The 14,402-nt window shown below is 39.4% G+C and carries 13 protein-coding genes; all 13 read left to right on the top strand.

The genetic code is table 11. The features are described 5' to 3' along the window. Positions 1 to 928 precede the first annotated feature (928 nt). The gene (locus HC179_RS00515) at positions 929 to 2,260 is read left to right on the top strand and encodes an aspartate aminotransferase family protein (RefSeq protein ID WP_168862566.1); all 1,332 of its coding nucleotides are present in this window, start codon (positions 929 to 931) and stop codon (positions 2,258 to 2,260) included. A 13-nt stretch (positions 2,261 to 2,273) separates the two neighbouring features. Further along, a complete protein-coding gene (locus HC179_RS00510) occupies positions 2,274 to 2,990 on the top strand; it encodes a CoA transferase subunit A (protein ID WP_168862565.1) in 717 nt (238 codons plus the stop codon). After that, positions 2,960 to 3,613 (top strand): 3-oxoacid CoA-transferase subunit B, encoded by a 654-nt coding sequence (locus HC179_RS00505; protein WP_168862564.1) that lies wholly within the window; start codon positions 2,960 to 2,962, stop codon positions 3,611 to 3,613. The genes HC179_RS00510 and HC179_RS00505 overlap by 31 nt, the downstream gene beginning before the upstream one ends. Positions 3,614 to 3,649: 36 nt before the next feature. Further along, positions 3,650 to 4,918, top strand: coding sequence for a peptidase (locus HC179_RS00500; RefSeq protein WP_168862563.1), 1,269 nt, complete (start codon positions 3,650 to 3,652; stop codon positions 4,916 to 4,918). 428 nt (positions 4,919 to 5,346) lie between these two features. Next, positions 5,347 to 5,586, top strand: coding sequence for a hypothetical protein (locus tag HC179_RS00495; protein WP_168862562.1), 240 nt, complete (start codon positions 5,347 to 5,349; stop codon positions 5,584 to 5,586). After that, positions 5,576 to 6,703: a GerAB/ArcD/ProY family transporter gene (locus tag HC179_RS00490; RefSeq protein WP_168862561.1), complete on the top strand. Its 1,128-nt coding sequence runs from the start codon at positions 5,576 to 5,578 to the stop codon at positions 6,701 to 6,703. Before HC179_RS00495 ends, HC179_RS00490 begins: the two co-directional genes overlap by 11 nt. Continuing rightward, positions 6,691 to 8,283 (top strand): spore germination protein, encoded by a 1,593-nt coding sequence (locus HC179_RS00485; protein WP_168862560.1) that lies wholly within the window; start codon positions 6,691 to 6,693, stop codon positions 8,281 to 8,283. The genes HC179_RS00490 and HC179_RS00485 overlap by 13 nt, the downstream gene beginning before the upstream one ends. Further along, entirely contained in the window at positions 8,280 to 9,491 is a 1,212-nt protein-coding gene (locus tag HC179_RS00480) for a Ger(x)C family spore germination protein (protein WP_168862559.1), read from the top strand. Before HC179_RS00485 ends, HC179_RS00480 begins: the two co-directional genes overlap by 4 nt. Before the next feature lie 68 nt (positions 9,492 to 9,559). Further along, positions 9,560 to 10,453, top strand: coding sequence for a putative beta-lysine N-acetyltransferase (gene ablB, locus HC179_RS00475; RefSeq protein WP_168862558.1), 894 nt, complete (start codon positions 9,560 to 9,562; stop codon positions 10,451 to 10,453). A 12-nt stretch (positions 10,454 to 10,465) separates the two neighbouring features. Beyond that, positions 10,466 to 11,878, top strand: a complete 1,413-nt coding sequence (locus tag HC179_RS00470; protein WP_168862557.1) for a sigma-54 interaction domain-containing protein — start codon at positions 10,466 to 10,468, stop codon at positions 11,876 to 11,878. 96 nt (positions 11,879 to 11,974) lie between these two features. Then, positions 11,975 to 13,396: a lysine 2,3-aminomutase gene (gene kamA, locus HC179_RS00465; RefSeq protein ID WP_168862556.1), complete on the top strand. Its 1,422-nt coding sequence runs from the start codon at positions 11,975 to 11,977 to the stop codon at positions 13,394 to 13,396. Between the two features lie 11 nt (positions 13,397 to 13,407). Next, entirely contained in the window at positions 13,408 to 13,686 is a 279-nt protein-coding gene (locus tag HC179_RS00460; RefSeq protein ID WP_168862555.1) for a YokU family protein, read from the top strand. Positions 13,687 to 13,747: 61 nt separating this feature from the next. Next, on the top strand, positions 13,748 to 13,966 hold the full coding sequence (locus HC179_RS00455) for a YozE family protein (protein WP_148989781.1): 219 nt from the start codon (positions 13,748 to 13,750) through the stop codon (positions 13,964 to 13,966). The last annotated feature ends 436 nt before the right edge of the window (positions 13,967 to 14,402 follow it).

Below are 14,402 nucleotides of genomic sequence, written 5' to 3'. Positions count from 1 at the left end.
TTCCAAAGCCCTTATGACATTGATTTTGACATCGAAAGAGTTTGCTTTTTTTGACATTATAAATACTCCCCTTCGCGGAAACAGATTTTTGTTTTTTAATCTGTCTACTTAAAAGGGAGCATATCAGTATGAAGACCTCAGTGACAAATAAAAAGCTGGGGAGAGGTTCTCATCACCGGTATGAGGACCACAGTGACGAGGAGAAAGGAGTAGAGAGGTTCTCATCACCGGTATGAAGACCTCAGTGACGAGGAAAAAGGAGTAGAGAGGTCCTCATCACCGGTATGAAGACCTCAGAGACGAGGAAAAAGGAGTAGAGAGGTTCTCATCACCGGTATGAAGACCTCAGTGACGAGGAAAAAGGAGTAGAGAGGTCCTCATCGCCGGTATGAAGACCACAGTGACGACTAAAAAGCTTGAAGACCACAGTGACGAGGAAAAAGGAGTAGAGAGGTTCTCATCACCGGTATGAAGACCTCAGTGACAAATTAAAAGCTGTGGAGAGGTTCTCATCGCCAGTATGAAGACCTCAGTGACGAGGAAAAAGGAGTAGAGAGGTCCTCATCACAAAATATGTAGACCTAGGGAGACAATGAAATTTCAATGAAATGGTCTTAGATGAAGGGCAAAGGCAAGATCTGAACAAGGCCAATTTGTCAAAGTTACGTGAAAAGCGAGAACCGACCCAAGAAATTAAAGTCTTACTTGGGACTTGGTTTTAGGCCGCAATAGCGATTTTGTTCTTTATTCATATTCATTCACATACTGTTTATTTATCCATAAATTCAACGAAAGATTTCGTTTGACTGAACATAGAATGAAAGTAAGCTAGCTTATCGACAGCCAGGTTTTACACTGTCTCTAAAAGGTAGGGGCTACCATTGCTAGTAAACGGTTACAGGACAGTTGTGGAAAGGAGTAATCGTTTATGGATCAATCTTATCTTATTAAGCCTTTATTAGATAAAGAGTATCCGGTGATAAGCCACGGTAACGGAGTGTACTTATTCGATGTCACTGGAAAGAAATATTTGGATGGTTCTTCTGGTGCTGTTACGGCAAGCATTGGTCACCATGTACAAGCTGTAATAGATGCGATGGCCGACCAGGCAAGCAAAGTATCATTTGTTTATCGATCCCAATTCAGTAGTCTTCCTGCCGAAAAACTGGCAACAAAAATAAGTTCTATCGCACCAGGAGATATTAATTGGTCGTTTTTCGTAAATAGTGGGACAGAAGCTGTGGAAACAGCGATGAAAATTTCTATTCAATATTGGCAAGAGGAAGGAAAACCTCACAAAAACCAGATTATTTCTCGATGGAAAAGCTATCACGGCATTACAATAGGAGCGCTATCCTTATCAGGACATGCGGATCGCAGGAAGAGATTTGAGTCTTTATTGGAAAAGTCGCCTGTTGTAGAACCTCCTTATTGTTACCGTTGCCCCTTCAATTTGGAATATCCTGCATGTGGTCTTAAATGTGCTGAGGATCTAGAGCGTGCCATCCTGGAAATTGGGGATGAGAATATCGCAGCATTTGTCGTTGAGCCCATTATTGGGGCAGCAGCTGGAGCAATCTGCCCACCTGATGGATATTATCAAAAAATTGCGGAGATATGCAAAAAATATCACATTCATTTTATTGCAGATGAAGTAATGACAGGCATCGGAAGAACCGGCAAAATGTTTGCAATGGAACATTGGAACGTAATTCCGGATATTATCTGTATAGGCAAGGGCATGAGTGCGGGTTATACTCCCATAGCGGCAACTCTAGTGAGCGAGAGGATTATAGAAAGCATTCTAAAGGGATCTAGACTGATCATGAGTGGACATACGTATAGTGCTAATCCTCAATCCGCAGCAGTTGCTTTGGCTGTTTTAGAATACATTGAAAGTCAAAACCTTGTAAGCAATGGTCGGCAGATGGGAGATTATCTGTTGGAACAATTACAACAATTAAAACAAACTTACTCCTTTATTGGTGACGTTAGAGGAAAAGGGCTTTTACTTGGAATGGAAATTGTAGCAGATCTTGCGACAAAATATCCATTCTCACAAGAAAAAGCGGTCACCCCAAGGTTGGTAGAGTTAGCCCAGAAAAATGGTTTGCTCATCTACCCTGCATCCGCTGGTATTGAAGGAGTGGGAGGAGATGCCATCATTATTGCACCGCCTTTATCAATTAACCAAAAGGAAATAGATGAACTGATTACCATCCTAGAGCTGACACTAAACGAACTTCAAGCAGAATTGTAAGGAGTGGACCGGGATGGAGAAAGTAGAGAATACATTTAACAAAATAGTGGACCTAGAAATGGTCAGACATTTATTCTTTGATGGAATGACATTGATGTTCGGCGGCTTTGGAGGGGTGGGGACACCTCCGAAGCTGGTCGATGTCCTCTTAGATTCAAAAGTGAAAAACCTGACACTTATCGGAAATGACGCCGGCTTTCCGACTATAGGTATAGGAAAGGTAGTGTGTGCAGGAAGGGTAAATAAACTGGTTGCTTCCCATATTGGTTCAAATCCGGTTGCAGGCAAGATGATGACCGAAAAAAGGATAGAAGTTGAGTTCAGTCCGCAGGGAACATTAGCCGAAAGAATAAGAGCTGGTGGTGTAGGTTTAGGTGGGATTCTGGTTGATGTAGGAATTGAAAGTGACATTGTAACAAAAAACAAGCAAATCCTTACTTCAGGTGAAAAAGATTATATTCTTGAACCTGCTCTAACTGCAGACCTCTCGATCGTTTATGCAAAAAAAGCTGATCCTTATGGGAATCTTATTTTTGATAAAAGCGCTAGAAACACCAATCCGCTTGTGGCGATGGCAGGGGCAAAAACTATCGTGGAAGTGGAGGAATTTGTTCCTTTAGGGTATTTGAATCCGGAAGAGATTGTTGTGCCTGGAGTGTATGTGGATTATATGGTTCAAAGCGAAGGGGTGAACTGGACATGGGTATGGGAGGAAACATACGGGATTTGATAGCCAAAAGAGCGGCCAAGGAAATAGAAAATGGAATGGTTGTAAACTTGGGAATAGGTATACCGTCGTTGGTACCCAATCACCTGCCGGATAATATACATGTTTTTTTTCAAGCTGAAAACGGTGTGTTAGGTATGGCATCTACTCCAAAGTCCGGGGAAGAAGACGCCCATCTCTGTAATGCTGCCGGATTTCCGGTATCTGTCCAGCCGGGAGCATCTTATTTTGATAGTGCTATAGCTTTTGGAATGATCAGAAAAGGCAAACTGGATATTACGATTCTTGGATCGTTACAAGTATCAGAACAAGGAGATTTGGCTAACTGGATTGTACCAGGCAAAAGGGTACCAGGTATGGGTGGAGCTATGGAGCTTTCACAAAAAGCAAAAAAAGTGATCGTATTAATGAGCCATACAGATAAAAATGGGCAATCAAAAGTGGTGAAATCATGCAGTTTACCTGTAACAACACCAAAATGTGTGGACATCATCATTACCGATTTAGCAGTTTTTGAGATTTCGGAAGTTGGTTTGCTCCTTCGTGAATTAATGCCTGGCGTGAGTTTGGACCAGGTAAAAGAGAAAACAGAAGCGCCCTTTACACTGGCGCCTGCGTTTTTATAATGGTTTAAATATGCTGTGGAAAGAAGGGGGGATGAGATGAAAGAGAAAATGCTCAAGGAATGGTTGATTAAGAACAGGGGCAATGCTGTCAAACTTTTAAGAAAGCTTATCCAAGAAAGAAGTGTACAGGGCCATGAAAGTTCAGCTCAAGCAGTGGTGATTGAAGCGTGCAGGGAACTTGGGATGGAAATAGACATTTGGGAGCCGGATATTAAAGAAATGAGTTTGCATGAAAATTTTGTATCCACTCGGGAGAATTTTGATGACTCCCCTAATGTTGTGGCGATGTGGAAGGGAACTGGGGGCGGTCGTTCCATAATCCTTAATGGGCATATCGATGTGGTACCTGAAGGTGACTTGTTACAGTGGGAATGTGACCCATACGAAGGAAAAGTTCAAGATGGTAAAATTTACGGCAGGGGAAGCACAGATATGAAGGGTGGAAATGTCTCCCTACTTCTTGCTCTAAATGCTTTAAAATCCATTGGTGTAAAACTTAAAGGGGATGTAATTTTCCAAAGTGTCATTGAAGAAGAGAGTGGGGGAGCCGGAACGTTAGCGACCATACTTCGAGGATATTCTGCAGATGCAGTACTAATACCAGAACCCACAAATATGAAAATTTTCCCAAAACAACAAGGATCCATGTGGTTTCGACTAAAAGTAAAAGGCAGGTCAGCACATGGAGGTACAAGATATGAGGGAGTAAGTGCCCTTGAAAAGAGCATTCTGGTTATAGAAAAAATCCAAGAGTTAGAAACGAAAAGAAATGAAAGAGTAGAAGATCCGTTATATAAAGGCATTCCAATTCCCCTACCGATTAATATCGGAAAAGTAGAAGGAGGAAGTTGGCCGTCCTCGGTACCAGATATGGTAGTGTTGGAGGGAAGAATAGGAGTAGGGCCGGAAGAAAAACTAATAGAAGTAAAACAAGAACTAGCAACCTGGATGAAAAGTTTGAGTGAAACAGATCCGTGGTTTTCACATCATCCAGTCGAGCTTGAATGGTTTGGTGCCCAGTGGGTGCCAGGATCAGTAGAATTAAGCCATCCTTTTGTCAAGATGATCGAAAATGCATATATACAAGTGGAAAAGAAGCAACCCATTTTAGAAGCATCACCGTGGGGTACGGATGGGGGATTATTCACCCAACTTTTAGGTATCCCAACAGTCGTATGCGGTCCCGGAACAACAGAGGTAGCGCATTATCCTAATGAGTTTATCTACATTGACGAAATGATAAAGGCTGCAGAGATTTTTGCCATCCTTTTAATGGACTGGTGCGAAATCTCTGATGAACTATAGATGAATAACCAAGCGACTAAAAAAGGACCGGGCGATTTTTGCCCGGTTATTTTTATTGGTGTAGTGGTAGTCGGGGGCGGGGGTGGAGGATATTGTTGAACTGTGCCGATTTCTTGATATAATCGGTTTTTTCTTGATATATCTTTAGAATTCTCGATATATCTCAGAATTTATTGATATATCCTCCGACCTCTTGATAAATTGCTTTTTTTCTTGATACCAATCCTACCTAGTACCTAGACTGCATAAAAAACTCGTGGATTCCAATCTTGGGATAGTAAACAACGTTATGCATTGCCGATTTTTAGCCTTATTTCACTTTAGTGTTGATATTTATATAGGTATCATCCTTCGCATTTCGCACTGGTTTACATATCTTGAGATGTTTGGAAAATACTATCAAGTATATGAAGACCGGAGGTAACTGTATGGTTACGTTTTTAACTATCTTACTGTTTTTTAGTATGTTGATTTTCATTTCCATCCTCGATTGTTTTTACTATAACAAGGACGTCTTAGACTGTTTTACACGTTTGTTCATTCTTGATGCCGGATTAAGAGAGTGGATGGTTTATTTGACGTTTTTATTTGGAATTTTAATTGCGATCATTCAAGATCTCCGTTTCAAAAATAATAAAAACAGGAGCAAAAATACTAATGGCCAATAAAGAAACAATATCATTATGGCAACTGTTTATCTTAATGCTCATTTTTGAAATGGGCAGCGCCACAGTGGTCGGGATAGGTGGAGAAGCAAAGCAAAATGTCTGGATTGCCATCAGCTTGGCTGGGTTAATAGGAGTGGGCTATATTTATCTATTGCACTTCATGCTTGGTAGAAAAAAAGGCTATAATCTTTTTGCTCTCATAGAATTCTGCTTAGGGAAATGGTTAGGAGGCGCAATAAGTTTCCTTTACATTATTTATTTTATTTATATTTCTTCAAGAGTTCTGAGGGACTTTGGTGAATTAATTGTGTCTACCATTTTTATCTTTACTCCGATAGAAATAATTAGCATAACTATTATGTTGACGATTATTTACATGTTAAATTCCGGTATTGAAGTGATGGCAAGAACATCCGAGATATTTTTCCCTTATGTGTTTTCTTTTACATTTTTGGTCGGAATTTTTATTTTATTGTCTGGGGAGATCCAATTTGAGAACATAAGGCCTATTCTTGGTGGAGGAATAAAACCTATATTTCAGGCAATTATTCCCGGTCTATTGACCTTTCCATTTGGAGAACTTATTGCATTTGCGGTTGTATTACCACTAGTCACCAAATATAACAAGGCAAAAGGCTTTGCCGCAGGCAGTATTATTCTCAGTACATTAGTACTTGTCTATTCATCCGTTATTCAAGTGCTGACACTTGGACACGAGATGAAAGATAGGTCAAACTTCCCGCTCCTTTCGGCTGCAAGGGAAATCTCCTTATTAGATTTTATTGAAAGGGTAGACATTGTGGTTGTCTTTGTGGTGATGTTTGGCATCATCGTTAAGATAGGTGTTTTCTTTTTTGGTGCAATAAAGGGTTTAGAACATATCTCCAACAGGAAGTACAGGTCGTATCTAATTCCTGTTGGTTCCATTATTTGTTTATCCTCCATCATCATAACCGACAACTTTGCTGAACATATCGAGGAAGGTTTACAAATTGTTCCTTATTTTGTCCATCTTCCTTTTCAGTTCGCATTGCCGCTAGTATTACTTGTAATTGTGCTGATACGAACAAGGAGGAAAAGTGGTAGGAAAGGGAGTGATATAAATTGGGAAAGTTGAAACAATTTTTACTAGGAGAAGATGGGAATATCAGTTCTACCGATAAAGAACTATATTCACCTGAAGAAACGTCGGAACCTCTACTAGAATCACTTAAGGAAAATGACGAAATCATACAAAAAGAATTTTCTCTCTCGATTGATTTTCACTATTCGACTTTAATCGTTGGAAAAAGGGATGCCATCGTTTATTTTTTTGACACCTTGATTGCCAAAGATAGGTTGACAGAAGAGATTTTTGAACCGCTTGTTACTGCAGAAGGGTCTGATACAGTATTACAGTCTGGAGATTTGGAAGAGTTTAGAAAAGAATACTTCGCTTCTGTTCCTTATAAATTTGCAGAGAATTATCATCAGATCTTTTGGAAGCTTCTTAATGGATATGCTGTCATCGTAATCGATGGAATTGAGCAGGCACTATGCATCAATCTGGGTAGTATTGAAAAAAGAAGCGTAACGGAACCGAGTACCCAAACCATTATAAGAGGACCAAAAGACAGCTTCACGGAAACGATGAACACCAATATTAGTTTAATCAGACGTAGAATACGCAATCCCAACCTTTGTTTTGAACAGTACCGTGTAGGACAGGATACAAAAACAGCGGTAGTGATAGGGTACATAAAAAATATTACCAACGATCAACTTGTACAAGAGGTGAAAAGTAGAATTGAAAAGGTTAATGTAGTCGGGCTTTTTGACAGTGGAAATATTGAGGAATACTTGACTGACAAAACGTTGACTCCCTTTCCACTTACCTACAATACGGAAAGACCAGATAACATAGCGGCAAACCTTATAGAAGGAAAGGTTGCAGTGTTAGTGGATGGCAGTCCTTTTGCCTTAAGTGTGCCGACTGTTTTTACCGATTTTTTTATTTCAACGGAAGATTATTATCAACCATTTTTCATGGCTTCTTTCATCAGGCTTATCCGGTATGTTTCTTTTATGCTTTCTTTGCTATTGCCTTCTTTGTATGTAGCTATTTCTACCTATCATCATGAATTGATTCCTACATCCTTGTTAATTAGTGTTCAAGCTCAAAGAGAAGGAGTACCTTTTCCTGCTGTAATTGAAATACTGTTGATGGAACTTACGTTTGAAGTATTGAGGGAAGCGGGAGTGAGGATGCCGAGAGCTGTTGGGCAGACAGTTTCCATTGTCGGTGCATTGGTTATTGGACAGGCTGCTGTCGAGGCTGGATTAGTTTCTAGTGTTTTAATTATTATTGTCGCCCTGACAGCTATTGCAAGCTTCGTCTCTCCTATTTATAACTTTTCTATTGCAACAAGAATTCTACGGTTTGCCTACATTTTGATGGGAGCATTGATAGGGTTGTATGGAGTTTTGCTTTTGGTAGTTATCATGGTTATCCATTTGACTGGTTTACGCTCATATGGCGTGCCGTATTTGGCTCCAGTAGCTCCCCTCCTTTTAGAAGACCAAAAAGATGTTTTTGTCAGAATGCCTGTTTGGGATAATATAACCCGCCCATCGTATCTTAAGCCTAAGCATACAAAAAAAACTTCGAATAAAGGAAGCAACAGTGGACCATCACAGGATAAGGGGAATTTTTCATGAGAAAATGGTTATGTATTTGCTCCGTGTTAATCTTTTTGACTGGATGCTGGGATAAGGTTGAACTAAATGAAATCTCCATCGTCACAGGGATCGCCATTGAAAAGGGAGAAAATGCTAAGTTTCGTGTCACTGTCGAGACAATAAACGCACCACAACTATCAGCTGATCAGCCTGGTAGCGGGACACCGGTCATTACTTTTCAAGAGGAAGGGAATTCACTTGCTGAATTATCAGAAAGAATGAATGTCGGACTTTCTAGAAAACTCATTTATTCCCATACTAGAATTATTGTTATCGATGAATTACTTGCTAAGGATGGTGTCGGTGATGTCTTGGACTTTTTGGAAAGAACGGGAGAATTTCGAAATGACTTCAACATATTAATATCTAGAGGAACAAAAGCTTCTGATATTGTAAAAACAACCTATCCATTAGAGTTGGTACCATCTATAAAGGTACATAAGCAAATTGAGGTATATCTAGAAGAATGGGGGGGCGATCCATACGTACGCCTTACAGATTTCATTTCCTCATTGACCTCAAAGGGGCGACACCCAGTGACAAGTGCCGTTTCAATTAAAGGAAAACCGGAAGCAGGTAAAAATATTGAACAAAATTCTAAGACAGAGTTGGATTCCATTGTTGTTATTTCTGGTCTGTCCGTTTTTAAAAAAGATAAATTGATTGGTTTTTTATCTCGTGAAGAAGCCAGAGACTACCTTTGGACTCAAGGACTTAGCAGGACAAGTCTAACTGTCCCTTGTTATATGGAAGGAAACGAGGCAGAAAATAATTTTTTGGATATTCGTATTATCCATTCTCATTCAGATGTGAAAACGATAGAAGAAGAAACGGGTGTCAAAATCAAAGTTAATATTAGTGGAGAGGCAAAAATACAAGGAACACAATGTCATCAAAATCTAGAAAAGATAAAAACATATGAAAATCATGAAGAGGCATTAAATAAATATATAGAAGAAAAGATTTTGGCAACTATTCAAAAAATGCAAGATGAATACCAAGCAGATATTTTTGGATTTGGGGAGGTATATTACCGTACGTCTCCAAAGAAATTTAAGAAGGTTGAAGACAAATGGGATGAAATTTTTTCAGAAGCAGAAGTGGAGGTCCTTGCAGATTACCGTATCAAGCGTTCAGGAATAAGGAACAAAAGTTTTTTGACCGATGAACCGGTTTCTGGTCAATAAAAAGTGATTGATAAAAATATGGGGGAATTTCCTACTCTATAGCGAATTTAATTAATAGGGGGGATACAATGAGTACAAAAACAATTAAAACCTTATTGGTAAAGAACGACACTATCTATTTGGACGCTTATGAGGATCATTATAATAAAAGACTGAAAATAGAAGATTTCAGAGGGAATATAGATCACATCATACAATGCATTGAAGATTGGAGCAAACAGCCACATATCGAGAAAGTAATCATTAAATCTAGAAAGGATCATGTTACATCATTAATGGAAAGAGGATTTCTTTTGGAAGCTTCAATTCCTGGATACTTTCTTGGTGGAGAAGGGTACTTTTTATGTAAATATAAGCATGTTGATCGCTATAACAGTGATAAGTGGTGTGAGGAAGATAGTATCCTTGAATCTGTATGGAAAAAAAGGAAGCAAAAGGATATATTTCTTGACTCAAATTTAACACTCCGTGTGGCAGAGGTAACAGATGCTAAAGCCTTATCGGGCTTTTACAAAAACGTTTTTCCTATCTACCCTGTGCCTATTGAAGACCCAAATTATATTATGGAACAAATTCATAGTAATACTGTCTTTATGTTAATAGAGGAAAAAGAAAATGGAGAAATAATCGCAGCTGCATCAGCCGCAATTAATGATTCATATAGTAATGCTGAAATAACGGACTGTGCCACGTCTCCTACAAAACGTAAAGGGGGGTATATGAATTTCCTAATTCGTGCATTAGAAGCAGAATTAGTAAAAAGGCAAATTTATAGCAGCTATTCCATTGCCAGGGCTCTCTCATTTGGTATGAATGCCGTCTTACACAATTTGGATTACACCTATAAAGGAAGGCTGAAAAACAACTGTTATATTTTCGATAAGATAGAAGATATGAATGTTTGGAGTAAAAATCTTTCCATAATGGATGCCCAAAAACCGGCACCGAATGCCGAGAAATAGGCGGTGCTGTTCATGCAAACACACACACTTTCAAAAGAAATGTTAATGGCAATATTAGATGGAATCGATGAGGCTATTCACGCAGTGGATAAAGACGGCATTACTATCTATTATAACAAGGTGGCTGCGGGCTATGATGGCATGAAAGTGGAGGAGGTATTAGGGAAACATCTCTTGCATGTTTTCCCTTCTTTGACGGAGGAAACAAGTACATTGCTGAAGGTATTGAAAACAAAAAAACCGATATATCATGAAAATCAACGATATGAAAATAAAAAAGGTCAGTTGCTTGAAACGGTGAATACTACCATCCCCATCCTCAAGGGAATCAATTTATTAGGTGCAGTGGAAATTGCCAAGAATTATGGACACTTAAACACACTTTCTAATAAACTAATGGACTTGCAAGCTAAAATAAATGGTACAGAGGGTTCAAAGAGAATCTCCCCCTTCCAAGCATCTTATTCTTTAGATGACTTCTTAACCAATGACCCTGAATGTGTAAATATGCTCGAAGACGCCAAGTTATTCGCTTCCACTTTATTGCCTGTCGTTATATGGGGAGAAACAGGCACAGGAAAAGAAATCATGGCGCAGGGAATTCACCAACAATCACCTAGAAAACACGGACCTTTTATTGCGCAAAATTGTGGAGCTATTCCAGCTACATTGCTAGAAAGCATTCTATTTGGAACAGAAAAAGGCAGTTACACAGGCGCAGTTGACCGTAAAGGATTATTTGAGCTGTCAACTGGAGGAACGTTATTTCTTGATGAAATGAACTCCATGCCAATAGAACTTCAGGCAAAATTACTTCGTGTTTTGGAGGATGGATGCATAAGAAGAGTAGGTGGTACCTCTACAATTAAAGTCGATGTCAGGGTTATAACTGCAATGAACGAACCTCCTGACATATGTGTAGAGAATGGATCTTTTAGAGCAGACTTGTATTACCGCTTAAATACTTGCCCAATATATATCCCGCCCTTGAGAGAACGACCTCATGACATTCATCTCCTTTTGGAAAAAAAACTACAAAAGCGGATACCCTATAAGTTGCCGAAGGGAATAGAAGAACTGTTTCAATCTTATTCCTGGCCAGGGAATGTAAGAGAATTTATCAATACTGTAGAATATGTCTTATTAAAATCAAAAACAGAAACAATTACTCCTGAACACCTCCCTCCAAAATTGAAGAAAAAAAGGCAGCAATCATCTATCCCGAAAAATGCGGGTTCATTAAGGATGGAATTACAGAAAACAGAAGAATTAATGATAATTAATGCCTTGACACTGTCTGAGGGAAATGTATTAAAAGCGGCAAAAATACTGGACATACCTCGTCAAACTCTTCAATACAAACTGGCTAAAATGGGAGAGAAATCTAAAAAATTAGAAATGCTGAAAATTCGGCACGCTGATTAATAACAACTTTCTCCCATTCTACATATATAAGTAATAACTGGGCATCTGCATAGTTGGCACGGTTATTGCATGGTGTAGAATAGGGAGGAGATAGAGATGAAAATGGATCTATATAAGCCCAAACGGCATTGGAGTGAATTTGAACTTTGGAAAGATGTAACCGAAGAACAATGGAATGATTGGATATGGCAATTGACCAATACAATCCGAACACTTGAGGATTTAAAGAAAGTAATCAACTTAACACCGGAAGAAGAGGAAGGGGTAAAGATATCCACTAAAACCATTCCTTTAAATATAACGCCATATTATGCTTCGTTAATGAATCCAGATGATCCAAGGTGCCCTATAAGGATGCAATCTGTGCCAATTTCAAAAGAAATCTACAAAACGAAGTACGATTTAGAAGACCCTCTTCATGAAGATGAAGATTCCCCAGTTCCAGGCCTGACGCACCGATACCCGGATAGAGTATTATTTTTGGTTACCAACCAGTGTTCGATGTATTGCAGGTACTGTACACGTAGAAGGTTCTCAGGCCAAATCGGTATGGGAGTTCCCAAAAAACAATTGGATGCGGCCATTGCCTACATTGCTTCCAATGACCAAATCAGAGACTGTTTAATCTCGGGTGGAGATGGTCTACTGATCAATGATCAAATCCTTGAGTACATTTTAAAAAATCTGCGGGCCATTCCTCATCTTGAAATAATCAGGATAGGAACAAGGGCACCAGTAGTGTTTCCCCAACGAATTACAGAGAACCTCTGCAATATATTAAAGAAGTATCACCCTGTCTGGTTAAATACGCACTTTAATACTTCTATTGAAATTACAGAAGAATCTAAGCTTGCTTGTGAAATGCTCGTGAATGCAGGGGTGCCAGTAGGAAATCAAGCCGTCATTTTGGCAGGTATCAATGACAGTGTTCCTATTATGAAAAAGTTGATGCATGATCTAGTAAAAATACGTGTAAGACCTTACTATATTTATCAATGTGACCTTTCTGAAGGTATCGGACATTTTAGAGCCCCGATTTCTAAGGGACTTGAAATTATTGAAGGGTTACGTGGACATACGAGCGGCTATGCTGTTCCTACCTTTGTGGTGGACGCTCCAGGCGGCGGTGGAAAAATTGCCGTTCAACCGAATTATATTATCTCACAAAGTGCGAACAAAGTAGTGTTAAGAAACTTCGAAGGGGTTATCACCACTTATCCGGAACCGGAAAACTATGTCCCTGGAAGAGCGGAAGCATATTTTGGTGAGATTTATTCAAACATGGAGGATAAGCGTTCGAATATTGGGATCGCAGCACTAATGAATGATTCTCAATTTAATCTCGTTCCAGAAGGATTAAATCGTTTGAATCGGCGCAAGGACTATGAAACAAACCCAGAACATTCTTCTTTAAAGGATAAACGCGACAAACGGGATGAATTAAAAGAAAAGAAATTCCAGGCACAGCAGAAGAAATATCTTGTTGGTGACGAAGAAAAACAAAGTGAATCCAGTTAGGAGGGTGCTTGATGAAATGCAATTGGTGTGAAAGCTCACAAGCAACATCTTCATCTGGTACAGTTTATTGGGAACTGCCCGATGGGACGAAAGCTGTCACTATAACAGAGACACCGTCTATAATCTGCGGAGACTGTGGAATGGAATATCAAGAAGACACGATAGTGAAGGAAATTGAGGATCAATTGTTTTTAATCAACACGAAGGAATTAGAAGCAGAGCTAAGCTACAATCAGTTAATGGCTAAACCCCGATTGTTAAAAAGAAACTACTTTGACTTTTCAAGCTAATGGTTGTCCTTTACCCTCATTCTAATGTAGAATGAGGGTAAAAAATGGGTGTGGATGTATTTTGAGAAAGTCGTTTTACCATTATTTGATGAAGTTTCGTCATGCTTTGAAAAAAGATGACATCAGTATATTTGCGAATCATGCTTACGACGATCATAGTTTTCCAAAAAATTCAGAGGACTACCATGAAATCAGCAGCTATTTAGAAATGAACGGACAATACTTAGAGAGCATGTCAACCTTCGACAAAGCTTGGGAGCTGTATGAAGAAGAAGTTTAATAGCTATTTAAAAGAGGCTGGGACAAAAGTGTTTTAGTCTAAATAAAACCCGAACTAATTTAAAATCTTAAATTAGTTCGGGTCTTTTTTCGTTTAAAAGATACTGTTATTTTTTGGGTTGCACCAGCTGTTGATTGGAGCAAAAGGCGAAAGACTCCTGAGGGAGATAGCGGTAGCTTGAGACCCCGCAGCTGGGCGAGGAGGCCCAAGCACCGCCCCTAGGAAAGCGAAGCCATTTGTGGAGATCAACAGCGGTATTTAGAGCCAATACCTATTACACCTAAATTGTTCGTCTTTTATTAGGCTTTTTTAGTTTTGTCCCAGCCTCTTTTGTTTGATAAGTATAAATCCAGTTGATTTCGGTTCCAGGCGCTCCGTGAGCCTGCGGGCGGTCCGCACATCCTCCTCACTCCGTTGTAGGCCACTGGAAATTGTT

It is taken from the genome of Bacillus sp. RO1, from assembly GCF_012524115.1.
GTDB lineage: Bacteria > Bacillota > Bacilli > Bacillales > Bacillaceae_I > Sutcliffiella_A.
Note: the sequence above shows the minus strand (reverse complement) of the source record. Positions and strands in the feature narration are given on the sequence as shown.